Below are 20,375 nucleotides of genomic sequence, written 5' to 3'. Positions count from 1 at the left end.
GACCGCACGGATGATCGGCATGAGGACGCGCCCGGCGCGCTCGCGCGCCGCGGTGACCGCCGGAGGGGCGCTGCTCCGCGTGGAGCGGGCCCGGGTGGGCTACGTCGTGGACGGCCGCCCGCAGGTGGCGGTCGAGGACGTCTCGTTCGAGGTGCGCCGCGGCGAGCGGACCATGCTCCTGGGGCCGTCGGGCTGCGGGAAGTCCACGCTGCTCAAGGCGGTCGCGGGCTTCGTGGAGCCGTTCGACGGGAGCATCACCCTGCGCGGGCGGGGAGCGCTGCGGCCCGGGCCGGACCGTGCCGTCGTCTTCCAGGAGTTCGACCAGCTGTTCCCCTGGCGCACGGTCCGCGACAACATCGCCTACCCCCAGCGGGTCCTCGGGCGCGGGCGGGCCGAGGCGCGCGCCCGCGCCGAGGACTACCTCGCGCTCATGCACCTCACGGCGGCCGCCGACCGCTTCCCCCACCAGCTCTCGGGCGGGATGAAGCAGCGCGTCGCCATCGCCCGGGCCCTGGCCACGGACCCCGAGGTGCTGCTCATGGACGAGCCCTTCGGTGCGCTCGACGCGCAGACCCGCTCGCGGCTGCAGGCGGAGCTCGTCGAGGTGGCCGAGCGCACCGGCGTCGCGGTCCTCTTCGTGACCCACAGCATCCAGGAGGCCGTCCAGGTGGGGACCCGCGTCGTCGTCCTCGGCGGCAGCCCCTCGCGGGTCGTCGAGGAGCTCGACGTCAGCGGGCTCGGCGACCCGACCGACCCCGCGACGGGGGCGGCGACCGCGCGCCTGCGGGCGCTGCTGGCCGGCGACGAGGACCAGCCCACCGGGCTGGGGTTCGAGTGAGCGCCCCCGTGACGACCACCACCCCGGCCGTGCCGCGGCCGCTCCCGCGGGCCCCCCGCCGGCGCCGCGGGTGGGGCTCGCTGCCGGTGGGTCCGCGCCGGGCGGCGCTCCTCGTCGCCATGGTCGGCCTGTGGCAGCTGTACGTCAGCGCCTCGGGCGTCGACCCGCTGCTCGTGGCCGGACCGGTCGACGTCGCGCGCGCCCTCGCGCAGGGCTTCGCGGACGGCCGGCTCCTCGACGCCACCGTCCTGACGCTGCAGGTGCTCCTCACGAGCATGGCGATCGGCACCGTGGTGGCCGCGGTGCTCACCACCCTCGCCACCTGGACGCGGCTCGGCGAGGACCTGCTGGCCCTGCTGACCTCGATCCTCAACCCGCTGCCGTCGATCGCGGTGCTGCCCCTGGTCATCCTCTGGCTGGGCCTGGACACGCAGGCGCTGGTGGTCGTCATCGCCAACGCCGTCGTGTGGCCCATCGCGATCAACGTCACGACCGGGTTCCGCACCGTCAACCCGACGCTCGTCGCCGTCGGCCGCACCCTCGGCCTGCGCGGCTGGCGCATGGTGCGCGACGTGCTGCTGCCGGCGGCCCTGCCGCACATCCTCAGCGGGCTGCGCACCGGCTGGGCCTTCGGCTGGCGCACGATCATCGCCGCCGAGCTGGTCTTCGGCGTCGCCGGCGGCGGGGGCGGGCTCGGCTGGTTCATCAACGACGCGCGCTACTTCCTGCGCACCCCCGAGATCTTCGCGGGCCTCGTCACCATCGCCCTCATCGGCATCGCCCTCGACCTGCTCTTCGCCCTGGTGGAGCGGCGGACCGTCGTCCGCTGGGGCATGGCCGGCAGGGCCTGACGCCCGCGCCGGGCCGGCCCGACGCCCGCCCGGCCCAGCTCCCCAGCACCCCCCGGCACGTCCCAGCACCCCCCGGCACGTCCCAGCACCCCCCGGCACGTCCCAGCACGGCCCAGCACGTCCCAGCACGTCCCAGCACGTCCCAGCACGTCCCAGCACACGGACCGCCGCGGCGGTCCCGGCGCGCCCGCCGCGCGCCGCCGTCACCGAGAGGCACCCAGATGCTGCGCACCACACTCCGCTCCCGCGGGGCCGCCGCCCTCGCCGCCGCCGTCGCCGTCGGCCTCGCCGGCTGCGGCAGCTCCAGCTCCTCCGCCGGCTCGGGCTCGGGCTGCGAGCCGGCCGACGAGGTGACCATCGCCTACCAGCCGGGCCTCGGCTACGCCTCGCTCCTGCTCGCCAAGCAGGAGGGGACGCTCGAGGAGGCGCTGCCCGACGTCGACGTGTCGTGGCGCCAGCTCGACTCGGGCGCGGCCATCCGCGACGGCATGATCGCCGGCGACGTCCAGGTGGGGGCCGGCGGCATCGGCCCGTTCCTCGTCGGGGTCGACGGGGGCGTCGACTGGCAGGTCGTGACCGGGCTCAACGAGATGAGCCTGCAGCTCATGGTGCAGGACCCCGCCATCCGGACGCTCGAGGACCTGCGGGGGGCCGGGAGCATCGCGGTGCCCGCGCCCGACTCGATCCAGGCGGTGGTCCTGCGCCGCGGCGCCCAGGAGGAGCTCGGCGACGCCGCGGCCCTGAACAGCCAGGTCGTCGCCATGGGGCACCCCGACGGCGTCCAGGCGCTCGTGGCCGGGCAGGTCGCCGGGCACCTGACCGCCCCGCCCTTCCAGGAGCAGGAGGAGGCCGCGGGGGCGCGCGCGCTGCTGTCCAGCTACGACCTCTTCGGCCGGCACACGTTCAACAGCGCCTACACGATGCGCGACTTCGCCGCCTGCAACCCCGAGGTCGTCGACGCCCTGGTGTCGACGGTGCGCGAGGCCAACGAGCGCCTCACCGACCAGCCCGAGGAGGCGGCCCGCACCCTGGCGGCCGAGACGGGGCAGACCGCGCAGGAGCTGCTGGCGCAGATCACGGCCGAGGACGTCGGCTGGACCACGAAGCCCACCGGCTTCGGCACCTTCGCGGAGTTCATGCAGTCGATCGGCATGATCCGCGAGGTCCCGGCGACCGACGACCTCTTCCTGAACAACCAGGCGACGCAGGGCGCGAGCTGACGCTCGCGGGACGAGGAGGAGGAGGAGCCGTGGCGGTCGTGCGGCGGGGCGGTCGCCCCCTGGTCGTGGTGGCCGGTGCCGGGGCGGCGGGCACCCTCGTGGCCCTGCACCTGTGCCGGGCCGCGGCGCGGCGAGGGCAGGGCCTGGACCTCGTGCTCGCGGACCCCGCCGACCGCTGGGGCCGCGGCACCGCCTTCGGGACGGCCGACGACCGGCACCTGCTCAACGTGCCGGCCTCGGGCATGACCGCCCTGCCCGAGGAGCCGGGCGACTTCGTCGCCTGGCGCACCCGCCACGGCGACGGGGTGCGCGACCCCTACTCCTTCGCCCCGCGCCGGCAGTTCGCCCTCTACCTCGACGACCGGCTGCGCGAGGCGCTCGCCGCCGCGTCCGGGGCGGTGTCCCTGCGGCACCTGCGCCAGGAGCTCGTCGCGGTGGACCGCACCGGCCGCGGGGTCGCGGTGACCGCGCAGGACGGCAGCGCCCTCGAGGCCGACGCGCTGGTCGTGGCCACCGGCCTGCCCGCGCCGGGCACCGGGTGGGCGCCCGAGGCGCTGGCGCGCTCCGCCTTCCTCGTGCCGGACCCGTGGGCGCCCGGCGCCCTCGACGTCGTGGCGCGCGACCGGTCCGGCCCGCCCGACGTCCTGCTCGTGGGCACCGGCCTGACCATGGTCGACGTCGTCCTGTCGCTGAGCGGGCACCGGGCGCGCGCCGGGCGACGCCTGCTCGCGCTGTCGCGCAGCGGGCGCCCCCCGCGCCCCCACGCCCCGGCGCCCCGGCTCGCGGCGATCCCCGACGTGGCGGACTGGCCCGCCGACCTGCCCGGCCTGCGCGACGCGGTGCGGCGCCACCTGGCCGACGTGGCGCGCAGCACGGGCGACTGGCGCCCCGGGGTGGACGGGCTCCGCTTCCGGCTGGCCGAGCTGTGGCAGCGCCTCGGCGAGGACGAGCGCCGGGAGCTGCTGGCGCACGACGCCGGCCCGTGGGGGGTCCTGCGCCACCGCATGCCGCCCTCGAGCGCCCGGCTGCTGGGCGCCCTGCGGGCCTGCGGCGCGCTGCACGTGTCGGCGGGCCGCGTGACCGGCGCCGAGCCGCTGCCCGGCGGCGGGCTGCGGGTCGGGCTCGGCGCAGCGGGCCCGGTGGACGTCGGCTGGGTCGTCAACTGCACGGGTCCGGCCACGGACGTCCGCACGCTCGGCAACCGCTTGCTCGACGACCTGCTGCGACCTCGCGGCGGCGGCCCCCTGGCGCTGCCGGCGACCGCCGGCATGGGGCTGCGGACGGTCGACGGGCGCCTCGTGACCGGCGCGGGGGAGGCGGACGCGCCCGTCTGGGCGCTCGGCGCGCTGCGTCGCGGCGAGCTGTGGGAGTCCACGGCCGTCCCCGAGATCAGGGCGCAGGCGCTGGCGCTGGCGACCGGCGTCCTCGACGCCGTGGCGCCGCTCCCCCGGCGGCTGGCCGACGGCCGCCTCGTCGGCGGGCACCACCCCCTCGCCCGCCCGCGCGACCCGCTCGGCCTGCCTGTCTCCACGACGGCCGAGGCGGCGGCGGCGTACGCCGCCGGCCTCGAGCGCGTGATGCGGCTGCAGGACGGGGCCGAGGGCCTGCTGCGGCACGCGACGCGCACCGACCCCGGCTTCGCCCTGGCCCACGCCGCCCTGGCGCTGCTCGGTCACGAGGCGGGGGCGGACGCCGACGTGGCCGCCTCGCTCGAGGCGGCGCGGCGCGCCGTGCGCGAGCGGGGCGACGACCGCGAGCGCAGCCTCGTGGAGGTCGTGCGCCTGCGGGTGCGCGACCCCCGCGGCGCCGGGGCCGCCGCGCTGGTGGAGCACGTGGCCCGCTACCCGCGGGACGTGCTCGCGGTCTCCGCCGCCGTCCCCACCATCGCCTTCTCGGGCCTGGTGGACGTCCGGCAGGACGCGTGGGACCTGCTCGAGGGGCTGGCGCCCGCGTACGGGGACCACTGGTGGTTCATCTCGCTGCTCGCCTTCACCCGCCAGGACCAGGGACGGTACGAGGAGGCCGGGCTGCTCGCCGAGAGCGCCCTGTCCTGCGAGCCGTCCTCCGGCCACGCGGTGCACGCGCAGGCCCACGTCCTCTACGAGACCGGGCGGCACGAGGAGGGCCGCGCGTGGCTCGACCACTGGGTCCGCCAGAGCGGGCGCTCCGCCAGCCACCGCGCGCACTTCTCGTGGCACGCGGCCCTGCACGAGCTGGCCCTCGGGGACGTCGAGGCGGTGCGCCGGCGCTACGCCGTCGAGCTCGCGCCCCCCGCGGTCACCGGGGTCCGCGCCCTCGTCGACGCGGCGTCGCTGCTCTGGCGCTGGCAGCTCGTCGCCGACGACGGGACCGGCGCGCCCGACGTGCGCGAGGTGCTGGCCGCGGTCGGGCCGGACCTGCTGGCCCGGCCGCGCACGCCCTTCACGGCCCTGCACGCGGCCATGGGCCTGGCTGCGGCCCACGACGGCGGGGCGCTGCGCGACCTGCGGCGGCACTGCCGCGCCGCGCGCGACCCCCTGCTGCGCACCACGGTCGCCGACGTGTGCGAGGCGCTGCTCGCCCTCGTCGAGGAGCGCTGGGCGGAGGCGGCCGGCCTGCTCACCGAGCTGCTGCCGGTGCTGCACCGGGTCGGCGGCTCGGCCGCGCAGCGCGAGGCGCTGCAGGAGGCGCTGCTGCTCTGCCTGGCCCGCAGCGGGCGCGGCCGGGACGCCGCGCGCCTGCTCGCCGACCGCCTGGCCTGCCGCCCGTCCCCGGCCGACGACCGGCGCCTCCTCGCGCTGGCCGCCGCGCCCCAGCGCGCCTGACGCGGGCGCGCCCCGAGACCCCGTACGACCCGCGTGGTCAGACCCCTGGCCACCAGGAGGAGGAGAGCATGGCCGCACCACCCCCCGTCGACTTCCTGGGCCACCGGCACGGCGACGCCGTCGCCGTCGCGGTCCACGACGTCGAGCCCGGACCCGCCCGCGTGGGCTTCCTCGACGGAGCCGCGGACGAGGAGGTCCTCGTCACCACGCCGGTCCCGCTGGGGCACAAGGTCGCCCTGGCCGACCTCGAGCCGGGGCAGGACGTCGTCGAGTACGGCGTCCGCACCGCCCTGGCCAGCGCCGCCGTCCGGCGCGGCGAGCACGTCCACATCCACAACGTGAGGAGCGCCCGGTGGCACACCAGCGTCGCCTGACCGGCTACCGGCGGGCCAACGGGGCCGTCGGGGTCCGCAACCACGTCGTCGTCCTGCCGGTCGACGACCTGTCCAACGCCGCCGCGGAGGGCGTGGCCGCCCTGGTCCCCGGGACCATGGCGCTCCCCCACGCCTTCGGCCGCCTGCAGTTCGGCGAGGACCTCGAGCTGACGTTCCGCACCCTCATCGGCATCGGCGCGAACCCGAACGTCGCCGCCGTCGTCGTCATCGGCATCGAGCCGAACTGGACCCAGCGGGTGGTCGACGGCATCGCCAAGAGCGGCAAGCCGGTCGAGGGCTTCTCGGTCGAGGGGCTGGGCGACCTGCGGGTGGTGGAGCGGGCCGCGCGCGTGGCCCAGGGCTACCTGCAGGACGCCAGCGAGCTGGTGCGCGAGCCCGTGGAGCGCGCGGAGATCGTGCTGACGACCAAGGACGGCGAGTCCGACACGACGACCGGGCTCGGGTCGTGCCGCGTCACGGCCTACCTCAGCGACCGCTGGGTCGAGGCCGGCGGCACGATGATCTTCGGCGAGACGAGCGAGCTCACCGGCGGCGAGCACCTCATCGCGGAGCGGTGCCTCGACGACGCGGTGCGGGCGCGCTTCCAGGCCTTCTACGACGACTACGTCGCGATGATCGAGGCGACCGGCGCCAACCTCCTCGGGTCGCAGCCGACGCAGGGCAACATCGCCGGCGGCCTGTCGACGATCGAGGAGAAGGCGATGGGCAACATCGTCAAGACCGGCACCGCGCCGGTCGTCGGGGCGCTCGCCCCGGCCGAGGCCCCCACCCGGGCGGGCCTGCACTTCATGGACACCTCGTCGGCCGCCGCGGAGTGCGTGACGCTCATGGCGGCCGCGGGCGGCGTCGTGAACCTGTTCCCCACGGGCCAGGGCAACGTGATCGGCAACCCCGTGCAGCCCGTCGTCAAGATCACCGCCAACCCGCGGACGGCGCAGCTCATGGCGGACCACGTGGACGTGGACTGCTCCGGCCTGCTGTCGCGCCGGCGCACCCTCGAGGAGGCGGGCGACGCGCTCATCGACCTCGTGGAGCGCACGATCAACGGGCGGCTCACCGCGGCCGAGTCGCTGGGCCACCGCGAGTTCACGCTCACCAAGCTCTACCGCAGCGCCTGACGCCGAGGGCCCCGAGCCGCCCCCGGGCACCCGCCCGGGGGCGGCTCAGCGCGCGGCGGCCGCGTCCCGGGCGGCGAGCTCGCGCAGCCGGCGCTCCGCGGCCGCCCGCGTGCTGCGCACGTGCGCCCGGGCCGCGCGGGCGGCCGCGGGCCCGTCGCCCGCCAGCAGCGCGGCGAGGACCCGCCGGTGCTCCTCGTGCGAGCGCCGGGCCCGGCCCGGCACGGCGAGGGTGGTGCGCATGCCGGTGCGCAGCAGGTCGTCCACGACGCCCTGCGTCTGCACGAGCAGGCCGTTGCCCGCGGCCTGCACGATGCGCAGGTGGAAGAGCGCGTCGAGCGCCTGCACCTCGGCGACGTCCGGCTCCGCCGCCGCGAGCGCGGCGTCGAGCCGCTCGTACGCCTCGCGCACCCGCCCCAGCGCGACCTCGTCGCCCCGCTCGGCCGCCCAGCGCGCGGCCGGCACCTCGAGCACCTCGCGCATGGCGAAGAGCTCCCCCAGGTCGTGGTCGAGGTCGGCGAGCGACGAGCGCAGCGCGCGCTGCGCGACCGGCTCGGCGACGAACACGCCCTGCCCGTGGCGGACGACGAGGTGCCCCTCCGCCTGCAGCGCGCGCAGCGCCTCGCGCAGGGACGGCCGGCTGACCCGCAGCAGCAGGGCCAGCTCCCGCTCGGGCGGCAGCCGCTCACCCGGGCTCAGCCCGCCCGCCTCGACGAACCGCAGGATCTCCTCGCGGATCCGCCCGTTGAGCGAGCCGCCCAGGGGGCGCCACCCGCCGTCGCTCGAAAGGGTCATCGCAGCGCTCCTCGTCGGGCCTGCCCCGGACGCTACCGCCGCTACCGCCGCCGCCCCGCGGGGGCGGCGCCGCGGCGCGCGAGGAGCTCGCGCCACAGCGCACCGTCGACCGCGAGCGGCGCGGCGGGGTCGAGGTCGTCCGGCCGGGAGCGGCGCGCGCCGGGGACGCGGCCGCCGGCCTCGACGGTGCGCGCGGCGAGGTCGTCCAGGCGCCGGCGCGCCCCGGCGGGGTCCCCGCGCCCGTCGGTGGCGGCCGGGTCGACGACGAGGACGGTGTGGGCGATCCCCTGGCGGCGCCCGTGCGCGGCCGGGTCGAAGAAGTCGGCCACGTCAGCGGACAGCGAAGGGCCCACCAGGCCGGCGGTCAGCGCCTCGACCAGGAACGCGAGCGCGGACCCCTTGGCCCCGCCCAGGGGGGCGAGCATGCCGTGCAGCGCGGCGGCCGGGTCGGCCGTCGGGCGCCCCTGCGCGTCGAGCGCCCACCCCTCCGGCAGCGGCCGGCCCTCGCGCGCGTAGCGGGCGACCGTGCCGCGCGCGACCGTGCTCAGGGCCATGTCCACCACCGCGTGCCCGCCGCTCGTCGGCAGGCCCCCGGCCACCGGCGAGGTGGACAGGAGCGGGCGCGCACCGCCCCACGGCGCCATGGCCGCCGGTCCGCACGAGAGCACGAGGCCGACCAGCCCCGCGGCGGCGACGTCCGCGGCGTACACCCCGAGCGCCCCGCAGTGCCCGGAGTCGCCGACGGCGACGAGCGCGACGCCGTACCGCCGCGCCCGCGGCACCGCCTCGGCGACGGCGTGCGCGACCTGCCAGTGGCCCAGACCGCCGCCGCCGTCCAGCGTCAGCAGCGGGCCCGTGTCGCGCACCACGACGAGCTCGGCGTCCGGCGGGTGGCCGCCGGCGAGGGTGCGGTCGACGTACGTCGGCACCCGCTGCAGCCCGTGGCTCGCGATCCCCCAGGCCTCGGCCACCACCACCACGCGCGCGACCGCCGCGGCCCGCTCGCGCGGCACGCCGGCGTCGACGAGCAGCCCGCCCACGAGCTCGAGCGCCTCCCCCGCGGTCACGTCCACGAGGGCACCCGCCCGCGCGCCGGGCTGCGGTGGCGGCCCACCGCGCCGCGGGCCTCGCCGCCGCCGAGGACGGCCTCGGCGTCGCGGCACAGCGCGGCGACGACGCGCTCCTGGGCCGCCCCGGTGATGCCGGCGACGTGCGGGGTGAGCACCACGCCCGGCAGGCCGTCCAGCGGACCCGCCACCGGCGGCTCCTGCTCGCGGACGTCGAGCCCGGCGCCGCGCAGGTGCCCGCGCCGCAGGGCGTCGGCCAGGGCCGCCTCGTCGACGACCTCGCCGCGCCCGACGCTGACGAGCACCGCCCCGGCCCGCATCCGCGCCAGGAACGGCGCGCCCACGAGGTGCCGCGTGGCCGGCGTGGCGGGGGCGTGCACGCTCAGCACGTCGGAGCCGGCGGCCAGCTCCTCCAGGCCGACGAGCCGCGCCCCCAGCGCCCGCAGGTCCGGGTCGTCGTCGCGCACGTGGGGGTCGTGCGCCAGCACCTGCAGGCCGAGGGCGCGCGCCAGGCGGCCCGTCGCGCGCGCCGTCGCCCCGAACGAGAGCAGGCCCCAGGTCCCGCCGGCGAGCTCCAGGCCGGGCGCCCGGTCCCAGGCCCCGCGCCGGACCGCCGCGTCGGAGGCGACCGTGCCGCGCGCGACGGCGAGCGCGAGCCCGAGCGCGTGCTCCGCGACGCTCACCGCGTTGGCCCCCGCGGCGGCGGCGACGACCACGCCCAGGTCGTCGGCCGCGGCGACGTCGATGTTGTCGAGGCCGACGCCCGCGCGCGCCACCAGCCGCAGCGCGGGCAGGTCCTCGAGGAGCGCACGGTCCACCCGCGTGCGGTTGCGCACGACGAGGACGGCGGCGCCGTCCGCGGCCCGGCGCAGGGCGGCGGGGTCCGCCCAGGCGCCCTCGTCCCGCACCACCGCCCTGCTGCGGGCCAGCGCGTCGAGCGCCGTGCCCCGCACGTCCTCGACGACGGCCACGCCGTCGGTCGCTGCGCCCACGCGGGCACCTCCCGTGGTCAGACCTCTGCCCGTACCCCAGTGACCCTACAGGGAATGAGGTAAGGAGTCGACGCCCGCCGGCGCGGGGCGCGGGCTGCGCGGCGCGGCCCCTGCGACGTCCGGCCCCGACGGCTGCGGCGGCAGCAGCCCCTGGGCGACGGCGACGCGCGCGTCGTCCGCGCGGACCACCGACAGCTGCGTCGACTCCGGCGGCAGCAGCGCCTGGAACAGCCAGTCCGCCGCGACCCGGACCCGGTTCGGGGTGGAGGGCAGGGCGTAGAGGTGGTACCCGCGCGCGACGGCCTTCGCGAGGGGCCCGGTGAGCGGGATGCCGAGGGGCTTCGCGACCGCGTCCCAGCCGCCGAGGTCGGCGACGAGGCCCAGGTCACGGTGGCAGTACGTGCGCGCCCGCCCGCCGGTGAGGCTGGCGGCGATGTTGCGCCCCATGACGACGCCCTGGCGCTGGGCGTGCTGCGCCGTGGGGGGCGTGTCGGACCGGCCCTGCGGCCCCTCGGCGAGGGCCAGGTCGGGGACGGCGGCCGCGTCGCCCGCGGCCCACACGTGCGGCGCCCCCGGCACCGAGAGGTCGGGCTCGACGACGAGCCGGCCGCGGCGCAGCGGCAGCCCGAGGCGCCCGACGAGCGGGTTGGGCACGACGCCGGCGCCCCAGAGCAGGGTGCGGGTCGGGACCGTGGTGCCGTCGGTGAGCCGTACGGCCTCCTCGTCGACGTGGGCGACCGACACCTCGAGCCGGACGTCGACCCCCCGCCGCCGCAGCAGGGCGAGCGCCCGGCGGCCCAGCTCGGCACCGAGCTCGGGCAGCACGGCCGGCGCGACGTCGACGAGCACCCAGCGCACGTCCTGCGCCCGGGTGCGGCTCCAGCGGCCCTCGATCCGGCGGAGCCACCGCTGGGTCTGCGCGACCACCTCGGTGCCCGTGTAGCCGGCGCCGACCGCCACGACGGTGAGGCGCGCGGCCCGCTCGGCGCGGCCCGCCGGGGTGTCCGGCGTCGCGTCGGCGAGGTCGAGCTGCTCCAGCAGGTGGTCGCGCAGGAACACCGCCTCGACGAGCGTCTTGAGCCCGCGCCCGTGCTCCGGCACGCCGGGGACCGGGGGCTGGCGCGTCACCGAGCCGGGGGCGAGCGCGAGCCGGTCCCAGCGCAGCGTGGTCGACCCGCCCGCGCGGGCGCTGCGCGCGACGCGCACCGCGCGCCCCTGCAGGTCGACGTCCTCGACCCGCCCGAGGACGAGCCGCACCCGCGGCAGGGCCCGGCGCAGCGACACCGCGACGTGCCGGGCCTCGACGACGCCCGTCGCGACCTCCGGCAGCAGCGGGCTGTAGAGCAGGTAGTCGGTCGGGTTGACGAGGACGAGGTCGGCCGTGCCCGGAGCGAGGTCGCGCTGCAGGCGGCGCAGGGCGTGGAAGCCGGCGAAGCCGCCGCCGACGACGACGACCTGCGGACGGTCCGCGCTCACCGCTGCCCCACCGGGGTGCGCAGCCACTGCGCGAACGTCGTGGTCCCGGTGCGCGCGCCGGGCCCGGGCAGCAGGGACGCGTCCTGCAGGACGGCGCCGGCGTACCGCGCCGCCGGGTCGACGACGACCTCGCGCGGGTCGCCGTGGGCGGCGAGCCAGCGCGCGGCGAGGTCCCCGACGGGCAGGGCCTGCGGCCCGCCGAGCTCGACGAGCCCGGCGGGCGCGCCGACGGCGAGCCCGGCGAGGAGGTCCGCGACCTCGTCGACGGCGACCGGCTGCATGCGGGCGGCGGAGACCCGGACGACCCGGCCGTCGTACGCGCCCTCGACGACCGTCCCGACGAACTCGTGGAACTGGGTGGCGCGCAGCACGGTCCACGGCGTGCCCGCGCCGCGCACGACGTCCTCCTGGGCGAGCTTGGCCCGCAGGTACGGGCTGTCCGGCAGCGCGTCGGCGCCGACCACCGACAGGACGAGGTGGTGGGCGACCCCCGCGTCCCGCGCGGCCCGGGCGAGGTTCCGCGCCCCGCCCTCGAAGAGCCGCAGCGGCTCCTCGGGCTGCCCGGCCGTGGTGCCGGTGGCGTCCACGACCACCCGCGCCCCGGCGAGGGCCCGGGCCAGCCCGTCGCCGGTGACCACGTCGACCCCCGTGCTCCGGGCGGCCGCGACCGCCTCGTGGCCTGCGGCGCGCAGGCGCGCCACCACCTCCGCCCCGGTGCGCCCGGTGCCTCCCGCGACGACGACCCGCATCCGCCTCTCCTCCCGCTCGACGGCGCCCGCCCTACTCGGACACCTCATGTCCGGGACACTACTCGGACACTGGCTGTCCGCGTCAAGTACCCTGGCGCCGTGAAGATGTCCGGCGGGGTGGAGTGGGCGCTGCACTGCTGCGTCGTGCTGTCCGGGGCCGAGCGGCCGGTGCCGGCGCAGCGGCTGGCGCAGCTGCACGACGTGTCGCCGACCTACCTGGCCAAGCAGCTGCAGGCGCTGTCGCGCGCCGGGATCGTCCGCTCCAGCCAGGGCGCGGCCGGCGGCTACGCCCTGGTGCGCGACCCGGGCGAGGTCACCGTGCTCGACGTGGTCGAGGCGGTGGACGGCGCCGGCCCCGCCTTCGTGTGCACCGAGGTGCGCCAGTGCGGACCGTTCCCCGCGCCGCCCCGGGACTGCGCGCGTGCCTGCCCGATCGCCCGCGCCATGCACGACGCCGAGCGGGCCTGGCGGGCGAGCCTGCGGTCCGTGACCATCGCCGACCTCGCCGGCACCGTCGCCGACGAGGTCCCACCCGAGCGCCTCGGCGCGGCCCTGCAGTGGCTGCGCGGCCCTGCGGGGTGACCCGTCCCGGGGGGCGCTGCGCGCGGCAGGGTCGCTCAGGCGCCGGCGGCGCCCGCGGCCCCGGCCCCGGACCCGCGCGCGGGGTCGAGGAGGCAGGCGTGCTCGGCCAGGTCGCGCTCGACCCGGCGCTCGCTGCTGCGCCGGGGCGACGCCCAGCCGCAGCGGCAGGTTGCCGCGCACCAGGGGCCGGACCGCACGACCGGCGCCTCCCGGGCCGGCGCGCTCACCCCTCCTCCAGCGCGGAGCGCAGCCGCGCCAGCGTCTGGCTGATGAGCCGTGAGACGTGCATCTGGCTGATGCCGACCCGCGCCGCGATCTGCGTCTGCGTCATGCCGCCGTAGAAGCGCATGGCGATGATGCTGCGCTCGCGCTCCGGCAGCGCGTTGAGCAGCGGGGTGAGCGACTCGCGGGCCTCGACCTCGGCGATCCCCGGGTCCTCGTCGCCCATGAGGCCGAGCCAGGAGCCCGCCTCGTCGCCGCTGTCGTCGCCCGGGAGCGGCGCGTCGAGCGACATGGCCTGGTAGCCCGCCGAGGCGGCCAGGCCCTCGATCACCTCCTCCTCGGACAGGCGGAGGTAGCCCGCGAGCTCGGCCACCGTCGGCGCGCGGTCGAGCCGCTGGCTGAGCTCGGTGGTGGCGCTGCGCAGGGCCAGGCGCCGCTCCTGCAGCGCGCGGGGCACGCGCACGGCCCAGCCGAGGTCGCGGAAGTAGCGCTTGACCTCGCCCGTCATCGTGGGCAGGGCGTACGCCGGGAAGTCGACCCCGCGGTCGGGGTCGAAGCGGTCCACGGACTTGATGAGCCCCACCGTCGCGACCTGCAGGAGGTCGTCCGGCGGCTCGCCGCGGCCGCGGAACTGCCAGGCGACGCTGCGCGCCAACCAGGCGTGGTCGGTGACGAGCTGCTCGCGCAGCACCGCCCTCTCGTACGTGCTGTCGGTGCGCCGGAGGAGCCGGAAGGTCTCGCGGGCCCTCGCCCGCGACTCGGCCCGCTCGGCAGTGGTCGGTGCCGCCAGGGACATGTGCGCCCCCCAGGGGGAGTGCGTGCGAGCCGCGCTCTCGACCCGTCCGGACGGTAGCAGGCACCGACCCGGATGATCCAGTCACCGCGGGTGGGGGTACGCCCAGGGCCGAGGACCGCTCACGGACGGGACGGGAGGTGCGCCGTGGAGGTCGTGGGGCCGCAGCAGGGGGTGCCGAGCACGTCCGGGACGTCCGGGACGAGCGGGACGAGCGGGACGAGCGGGACCCGCGGGCGGGGCGACCGCCGGGGGCCGGCGGAGCGCGAGAGCACGATGGCGGGGCTGCGCCGGAACCCGCCGGGGGCACGGGAGGCGCTCGCGGAGCTCGAGGTCGTGCACGCCGAGCTGCGCGGCGCCGACGAGGACCTCCGCGCGGCGGACGAGGAGCTGCACCTGCTGCGCGCCCGGGTCGACGGGCTGCTGCAGCGGCTCGACGACGAGCGGCGGCTGCAGGACCGGCTGGCGGGGGCCATGCCCGTCCCCGTGCTGGTCACCGACGCCGCGGGCACGGTGCGCGAGGCCAACGCGCCCGCGCTGGCGGTGCTCCGCCGCCGGCTCGTCGCGGTCGCGGGGGCCCCGCTCGCCGCGCTGGTGCACGAGGCCGACCAGCCCGCCCTGCGGCGCGTGCTGGGCGACGCCCTGCCGGGGCGCGTGCAGCGCGCGCGGCTGCGGCTCCTCGCCGCGGGCCCGGAGGTCCCCGCCAGCGCCGTCGTCGTGCCGCTCGAGGCCGGGGGCGCCCTGCGCTGGCTGCTCGTGCCCGACCCGCCCGTCCCCGGCAGCCGCCCGGCCGCGGCCCTCGTCGTCGCGGAGGCGCTCGCCGAGCTCTGCCGCACCCCGGCCGACGCCGGCCTGCGGGGGCTCGCCCAGCGCGCGTCGACGCTCGCCCACCGCGCCCTGCCCGGTGCCGAGGCGGCCGGCCTGGTCCTCGGCGACCCCCGCGAGCCCGAGCTGCTCGCGGGGGACGCGCCGCTCGCCCTCGTCGCCGACCGGGTGGAGCGCGAGGCCGGCGAGGGTCCCGGCCTCGACGCGTGGACCGGCCGGCGCGTCGTGCGCACCGACGACCTCGGCGCCGACCCGCGGTGGCCCCGGCTGGGCGGGACGCGGTCGGGCGGGGTCCGCTCGGTGCTCGCGGTGCCGGTCGTCGTCCGGCACGAGGTGCGCGGCGTGCTCGCCGTGCACGCGGGCGCCCCCCGGGCCTTCGACGAGGAGGCGGAGGAGCTGGCGGCGCTGCTCGCCGAGGCCGTCGGCGCGCTGGCGGAGGAGGTGCGCGAGGTGGAGGGCCTGCGCACCCTCGCCGCGCAGCTGCAGCAGGCGCTCGTCAGCCGCGCGACCATCGAGCAGGCCAAGGGCATCGTCGCCGCGAGGCTCGGCTGCGACCCCGAGGAGGCCTTCGCCGTGCTCAGCCGGCTCAGCCAGGCGACCAACCGCCGCCTGCGCGACATCGCGCGCCACGTCGTCGAGCACCCCGGCGAGCCCCTCGAGCAGGTCCTCGCCCTGCCCCCGCGCCCGACCTGACGGGCGCGGGGGCCGGCGCGCGGGGCGGGCCTCAGACCCGTACGGCGCCGGGCCGCCCGTCCTCGACGACGAACCGGGCCAGCGTCTGCACGGCGGCGTCGGGCCGGCTCACCGTCCCGACCATGCGCAGGTCGGTGCGCCAGTGGTCCCGCCGCACCCGGCAGCGGACGTACCCGCGGCGGTCGCCGTCGAAGAAGCGGATGTGCGGGTTGTCCCCGATCATCGGGCCGTAGTAGGGCCCGTACACCTCGCCGTCGCCGTTCGTCGAGACCGAGGTGCCGACGAACTCGGTGCCGACGACCGGGGAGCCCGGGCGGTCGTAGTCGGAGTGGACGTCGTTGACGAACGTCGAGTGCCAGTCGCCGGTGAGGACGACGGGGTTGCGGACCCCCGTGCGGGTCCACGCGTCGGTCATCCGCCGGCGGGCGGCGGGGAAGCCGTCCCAGGCGTCGTGCCACAGCAGGTCGCCCGCGGCGCCGTCGTGGTCGAGCCGCCCGACCATGACGTTGTTGGCGAGGACGTCCCAGCGCGCGCCGCTCGCCGCGAAGCCCTCGCCCAGCCAGCGCTCCTGCGCCCGTCCGAGCATGCTCACCGAGGGGTCGTACGCCTCCTCGCACGCCTGGGCCTCGCCCCAGCCGCAGGGCGGGACGTCGCGGTACTGCCGGCCGTCGAGGACGTGCAGCTGCGCGAGGTCGCCCCAGTGCAGCCGGCGGAAGACGCGCACCTCGCCGTCGGGGCGCGGCAGGGAGCGGCGGCGCACGGGCTGGTGCTCGTACCAGGCCCGGTAGGCCGCGGCGCGCAGCGCGCCGATCCCGCCCTCGTACTGGCTCTGGTCGGCGGCGTAGTCGTTCTGCACCTCGTGGTCGTCCCAGGTGACCACGAACGGCGCGTGCGCGTGCGCCCGCTGCAGCTGGGGGTCGCTCCTGTAGAGCGCGTAGCGCATCCGCCACTGCTCGAGGGTGCGCGGGGCGGCGCGCGCGGGCTCCGGCGGCGCCTCCCGGCGCAGGCCGCCGTCGGCGGGCACGTCACCCTCGTAGACGTAGTCGCCGAGGTGCAGCACGAGGTCGACGTCCTCGCGGGCGACGTGCTCGTACGCCGGGTAGTAGCCGCTCGCCCAGTCCTGGCAGGAGACGAACGCGAGGTCGAGGGCGCCGACCCGCGCGTGCGGCGCGGGCGCCGTCACCGTGCGCCCGACCGCGGAGGCGTGCCCGCGGTAGGTGAAGCGGTACCAGTGCTCGCGGCCCGGCTCGAGGCCGTCCACCTCGACGTGCACCGCGTGCGCGAGGGCGGGGTCGGCCCACGCGGTGCCGCGCCGCACGACGCGCCGCAGGCGCGGGTCCGTCGCCAGCTCCCAGCGCACCGCGACGCGCCGGCGCGGCATGCCGCCGCCGGGCTCGAACGGGCGGGGGGCCAGGCGGGTCCACAGGACCACCGAGCGGGGCCACGGGTCGCCGGAGGCGACGCCCAGGGTGAAGGGGTCCTCGCGCAGCGGCGGTGCCGCGGCGGCGGGGCCCGCGTCGGTCGTGGCGAGGGCGGCGGCGCCGGCGAGGCCGCCGACGCCGGCGAGGAAGGTGCGGCGGGAGGTCAGGTCCACGCGGCGCATCGTGGCGGTCCCGGCCGACGGCGCGGTGCACGCCGGGTGGCCGGCGGGTGACGGGCCACCCCCGAGTGCATGGTCATGCAGGACCATGCATAGACTCCTACCCGTGTCCAAGGTCCTCACTGCCCTGCCCGCCGGCGAACGCGTCGGGATCGCCTTCTCCGGCGGCCTCGACACCTCCGTGGCGGTCGCCTGGATGCGCGAGAACGGCGCCGTCCCCTGCACCTACACCGCGGACATCGGGCAGTACGACGAGCCCGACATCGCCTCGGTCCCCGGGCGGGCCTCCGCGTACGGCGCCGAGGTCGCCCGCCTCGTCGACTGCCGGGCGGCCCTCGTCGAGGAGGGCCTCGCGGCCCTGGCGTGCGGCGCCTTCCACATCCGCTCGGGCGGGCGCACCTACTTCAACACGACGCCGCTGGGGCGGGCCGTCACCGGCACCCTGCTCGTGCGGGCGATGCTCGAGGACGACGTCCAGATCTGGGGCGACGGGTCGACCTTCAAGGGCAACGACATCGAGCGCTTCTACCGGTACGGGCTGCTCGCCAACCCGTCCCTGCGCATCTACAAGCCGTGGCTCGACGCGGACTTCGTCCGCCAGCTCGGCGGGCGCAAGGAGATGTCGGAGTGGCTCGCCGAGCGCGGCCTGCCCTACCGCGACAGCACCGAGAAGGCGTACTCGACCGACGCGAACATCTGGGGCGCGACGCACGAGGCCAAGGCGCTGGAGCACCTCGACAGCGGCCTGGAGATCGTCACGCCGATCATGGGCGTCGCCTCCTGGGACCCCGCGGTGGACATCGCGCCCGAGGACGTGACGGTCGAGTTCGCCCAGGGCCGGCCGGTGGCGATCGACGGGCGCACCTTCGACAGCCCCGTCGACCTCGTGCTCGCGGCCAACGCGATCGGCGGCCGGCACGGGCTCGGCATGTCCGACCAGATCGAGAACCGCGTCATCGAGGCGAAGAGCCGCGGGATCTACGAGGCGCCGGGCATGGCGCTGCTGCACGCGGCGTACGAGCGCCTCGTCAACGCGATCCACAACGAGGACACCCTCGCGAGCTACCACGTCGAGGGCCGGCGCCTGGGCCGGCTGCTCTACGAGGGCCGGTGGCTCGACCCGCAGGCGCTCATGCTGCGCGAGTCGCTGCAGCGGTGGGTCGGCACGGCCGTCACCGGCGAGGTGACGCTGCGGCTGCGCCGCGGCGAGGACTACTCGGTCCTCGACACCCGCGGCCCGGCCTTCAGCTACCACCCCGACAAGCTGTCGATGGAGCGCACCGAGGACGCCGCCTTCGGCCCGGTCGACCGCATCGGGCAGCTGACGATGCGCAACCTCGACATCGCCGACTCGCGCGCCAAGCTCGAGCAGTACGCCCGGCTCGGCATGGTCGGCAGCTCCCACCCGGCCCTCATCGGCGCCGCGCAGGCCGCCTCCACCGGGCTCATCGGCGCGATGGACGCGGGCGGCGCCGAGGCCATCGCGTCGGGTGGCGGGCGGGCGGGCGACGACGCGGAGCTGCTCGACGCCGCCGCCATGGAGTCGGGCACGGACTGACGCCGCCGCCGGGCCCGGCGCGCGGCACCGGGCCCGGCGCTGCGCTCAGGCGGCGGCCGCCGCCCCCACGAGCTCCTCGTACGTCCGGGGGCGCACCTGCGGGTAGCGCCCGCCCTGCAGGTCCTCGAGGGCCGTGCGCCCGGTGAGCATGCAGACGAGGTAGCCCCCGACCGTCGCCTCCACGGACCACGGGTCGCGCCCGCGCGCCCGCGCGACGCCGGCCTCGAGCGCGGTGACGCTCCCTCGGCTGGAGCCCTCGTAGCGGCGGCCGCGGGCCCGCCCCAGCGCCTCGAGCATGGAGCGCGCCGACGGGCGGTCGCCCGCCACCGCGAGCTTGCCCGGCGGCAGGTCGCGGTCGAGCGCGGCGAGGGCGGCGTAGTGCGCGGTGTCGTCGACGCTCGTCGCCTCCCAGCGCTCGTCGCCGGTGCCCCACCAGGTGGCGGTGCCGGTCGCGTCGTCGACCTCGAGCACGCCGCGCGGCTCGACGAACAGGTCGAGGAAGGCCCCGCCGAGGACGTGCACCACCTCGAGCCCGAGGCCCTCGACGCGTTCGCCCGCCTCGCGGCGGACGTCGTACGAGGCCACGTCGCCGGGACGGGCCTTGAACACGTCGAGGGCGAAGTCGGACGGCAGGAAGCGGCGGGCGCCGGCGCGGGCGGCCGCCCCGGCGAGCGCGACCTGCCCGTCGACGACGACGGCGGGACCGCCCTGCACGGCCGACACGACGACCTCGGCCCCCTCGACGGCGGCCGGCAGGCCCGCCGGGTCGGCGAGGTCACCCTCGACGAGCCGGGCGCCCGCGGCGACGAGCGGGGCGAGGGCGGCGCGGCGCCGCGGGTCGTCGGCGGCGCCGGGCCGGACGAGCAGGCGCAGGTCGGCCTCCCCGGTGGCGAGCAGGTGGTGGGCGATGCGGCGGCCGAGCATGCCGGTGCCGCCGGCGAGGAGCACGGTCTGGGTCTGGGGCACGGTCTGGGGCACGGTCTGGGGCACGGTCTGGGGCACGGTCTGGGGCACAGGGGCCTCCTGGGGCCGGGGTGGGAGCGGAGAGGTCCCTCCGCTCGTGCCCCGCCACCCTGCCACGGAAACGGAGGGGTCGCTCAACTTCCCGCGGGCGGGCCCGCCAGCACCCGGTCGACCACCTCGTCGGGGGCGGGTGCGCCGGGCAGCGGCGCGGCGCCGGGCACCGCCTCGAGCCCCGCGAGCAGCACGGCGAGCACACGCCCCGCGACGTCCGGCCCGGCCCCGGCGGCGAGGACGGCCGCCGTCATCAGCGGGACGAGCGCCAGGTCCGCCACGCCCACCTCCGCGCGCACCCGCCCGTCCGCCTGCGACCGGGCGAGCAGGCCCGCGACCTCGGGCGCGATCCGCTCGCGGGCCGAGCGCGCCAGCGCGGGCGCGTGCGGCGAGCCGCCGAGCAGCTCGCGCAGGCCCCGGTCCGCCGCCTGCAGGCGCACGACCTCCTCCAGGAACCGGCGCAGCGCGGCCCACGCGTCCGCCTGCCCCGCCGCGGCGCGCGCCAGGCCGGCGACGTGCTCGACCTGCGCGCCGAACAGCTCCTCGAGCAGCTCCTCGCGGCGGGGGAACCGGCGGTAGACCGTGCCCACGCCGACCTGCGCGGCCCGGGCGATCTCGTCGTGGCCCACGCCGAGCCCGGACGCGGCGACGAGGTCGCGCGCCGCCTCGACGATCCGCGCGCGGTTGCGCTCCGCGTCGCGCCGCAGCGGCGCCCGCCCGCTCTGCGCCATGGCCCGCCTCCCCTGAGCCCGCCTGCCGCCGGCGCCCCGCCGGGCACCGGCGCCC

General features: G+C 78.2%; 19 protein-coding genes. 9 read left to right on the top strand and 10 right to left on the bottom strand.

The features are described 5' to 3' along the window. Positions 1–19 precede the first annotated feature (19 nt). The 6 genes from D5H78_RS00575 (at position 20) to D5H78_RS00550 (ending at position 7,226) form a co-directional block, all read left to right on the top strand. Complete coding sequence (locus tag D5H78_RS00575) at positions 20–838, top strand: ABC transporter ATP-binding protein (protein ID WP_218566075.1); 819 nt, start codon at positions 20–22, stop codon at positions 836–838. Between the two features lie 8 nt (positions 839–846). Next, positions 847–1,689, top strand: a complete 843-nt coding sequence (locus D5H78_RS00570) for an ABC transporter permease (RefSeq protein ID WP_218566074.1) — start codon at positions 847–849, stop codon at positions 1,687–1,689. A gap of 221 nt (positions 1,690–1,910) precedes the next feature. Beyond that, the gene (locus D5H78_RS00565; protein WP_119948466.1) at positions 1,911–2,909 is read left to right on the top strand and encodes an ABC transporter substrate-binding protein; all 999 of its coding nucleotides are present in this window, start codon (positions 1,911–1,913) and stop codon (positions 2,907–2,909) included. A gap of 29 nt (positions 2,910–2,938) precedes the next feature. After that, the gene (locus tag D5H78_RS00560) at positions 2,939–5,713 is read left to right on the top strand and encodes an FAD/NAD(P)-binding protein (RefSeq protein WP_119948465.1); all 2,775 of its coding nucleotides are present in this window, start codon (positions 2,939–2,941) and stop codon (positions 5,711–5,713) included. A gap of 68 nt (positions 5,714–5,781) precedes the next feature. Continuing rightward, positions 5,782–6,087, top strand: a complete 306-nt coding sequence (locus D5H78_RS00555; protein WP_119948464.1) for a UxaA family hydrolase — start codon at positions 5,782–5,784, stop codon at positions 6,085–6,087. Beyond that, entirely contained in the window at positions 6,066–7,226 is a 1,161-nt protein-coding gene (locus D5H78_RS00550; protein ID WP_119948463.1) for a UxaA family hydrolase, read from the top strand. The genes D5H78_RS00555 and D5H78_RS00550 overlap by 22 nt, the downstream gene beginning before the upstream one ends. A gap of 45 nt (positions 7,227–7,271) precedes the next feature. On the opposite strand, the gene D5H78_RS00545 is transcribed toward D5H78_RS00550, so the two are convergent. Genes D5H78_RS00545 through D5H78_RS00525 form a run of 5 tightly spaced genes read right to left on the bottom strand, consistent with a single transcriptional unit; the run spans position 7,272 to position 12,302 of the window. Next, positions 7,272–8,018 (bottom strand): FadR/GntR family transcriptional regulator, encoded by a 747-nt coding sequence (locus D5H78_RS00545; RefSeq protein ID WP_119948462.1) that lies wholly within the window; start codon positions 8,016–8,018, stop codon positions 7,272–7,274. Between the two features lie 41 nt (positions 8,019–8,059). After that, complete coding sequence (locus D5H78_RS00540; RefSeq protein WP_165865539.1) at positions 8,060–9,085, bottom strand: Ldh family oxidoreductase; 1,026 nt, start codon at positions 9,083–9,085, stop codon at positions 8,060–8,062. Beyond that, the gene (locus D5H78_RS00535) at positions 9,082–10,077 is read right to left on the bottom strand and encodes an NAD(P)-dependent oxidoreductase (RefSeq protein ID WP_119948460.1); all 996 of its coding nucleotides are present in this window, start codon (positions 10,075–10,077) and stop codon (positions 9,082–9,084) included. Before D5H78_RS00535 ends, D5H78_RS00540 begins: the two co-directional genes overlap by 4 nt. 45 nt (positions 10,078–10,122) lie before the next feature. Continuing rightward, positions 10,123–11,553 carry an NAD(P)/FAD-dependent oxidoreductase gene (locus D5H78_RS00530; protein ID WP_119948459.1) on the bottom strand — a complete coding sequence of 477 codons (1,431 nt, stop codon included), beginning with the start codon at positions 11,551–11,553 and terminating at the stop codon, positions 10,123–10,125. Further along, positions 11,550–12,302: an SDR family oxidoreductase gene (locus D5H78_RS00525; protein ID WP_119948458.1), complete on the bottom strand. Its 753-nt coding sequence runs from the start codon at positions 12,300–12,302 to the stop codon at positions 11,550–11,552. Before D5H78_RS00525 ends, D5H78_RS00530 begins: the two co-directional genes overlap by 4 nt. A 105-nt stretch (positions 12,303–12,407) precedes the next feature. Between D5H78_RS00525 and D5H78_RS00520 the strand changes: the two genes are divergently transcribed. Next, positions 12,408–12,884, top strand: a complete 477-nt coding sequence (locus tag D5H78_RS00520) for an RrF2 family transcriptional regulator (RefSeq protein WP_119949232.1) — start codon at positions 12,408–12,410, stop codon at positions 12,882–12,884. Between the two features lie 35 nt (positions 12,885–12,919). Here the strand turns inward: D5H78_RS00520 and D5H78_RS00515 are convergent, their stop codons facing one another. Then, a complete protein-coding gene (locus tag D5H78_RS00515) occupies positions 12,920–13,111 on the bottom strand; it encodes a hypothetical protein (protein ID WP_119948457.1) in 192 nt (63 codons plus the stop codon). Further along, the gene (locus tag D5H78_RS00510) at positions 13,108–13,902 is read right to left on the bottom strand and encodes a SigB/SigF/SigG family RNA polymerase sigma factor (RefSeq protein WP_119948456.1); all 795 of its coding nucleotides are present in this window, start codon (positions 13,900–13,902) and stop codon (positions 13,108–13,110) included. The genes D5H78_RS00515 and D5H78_RS00510 overlap by 4 nt, the downstream gene beginning before the upstream one ends. 144 nt (positions 13,903–14,046) lie before the next feature. Here D5H78_RS00510 and D5H78_RS00505 point away from each other — a divergent pair, with 144 nt between their 5' ends. Beyond that, positions 14,047–15,417, top strand: a complete 1,371-nt coding sequence (locus D5H78_RS00505) for an ANTAR domain-containing protein (protein ID WP_165865538.1) — start codon at positions 14,047–14,049, stop codon at positions 15,415–15,417. 31 nt (positions 15,418–15,448) lie between these two features. On the opposite strand, the gene D5H78_RS00500 is transcribed toward D5H78_RS00505, so the two are convergent. Beyond that, the gene (locus D5H78_RS00500) at positions 15,449–17,020 is read right to left on the bottom strand and encodes an alkaline phosphatase D family protein (protein ID WP_119948454.1); all 1,572 of its coding nucleotides are present in this window, start codon (positions 17,018–17,020) and stop codon (positions 15,449–15,451) included. Positions 17,021–17,123: 103 nt separating this feature from the next. Here D5H78_RS00500 and argG point away from each other — a divergent pair, with 103 nt between their 5' ends. Beyond that, positions 17,124–18,575, top strand: coding sequence for an argininosuccinate synthase (gene argG, locus D5H78_RS00495; protein WP_119948453.1), 1,452 nt, complete (start codon positions 17,124–17,126; stop codon positions 18,573–18,575). A gap of 45 nt (positions 18,576–18,620) precedes the next feature. On the opposite strand, the gene D5H78_RS00490 is transcribed toward argG, so the two are convergent. Continuing rightward, positions 18,621–19,589 (bottom strand): NmrA family NAD(P)-binding protein, encoded by a 969-nt coding sequence (locus D5H78_RS00490; protein WP_119948452.1) that lies wholly within the window; start codon positions 19,587–19,589, stop codon positions 18,621–18,623. Positions 19,590–19,672: 83 nt separating this feature from the next. After that, positions 19,673–20,320, bottom strand: coding sequence for a TetR/AcrR family transcriptional regulator (locus tag D5H78_RS00485; protein WP_165865537.1), 648 nt, complete (start codon positions 20,318–20,320; stop codon positions 19,673–19,675). Positions 20,321–20,375: the final 55 nt, after the last annotated feature.

The sequence above is a fragment of the Vallicoccus soli genome (assembly GCF_003594885.1).
Taxonomy (GTDB): domain Bacteria; phylum Actinomycetota; class Actinomycetes; order Motilibacterales; family Motilibacteraceae; genus Vallicoccus; species Vallicoccus soli.
This window is presented reverse-complemented; position numbering and strand designations above follow the sequence as displayed.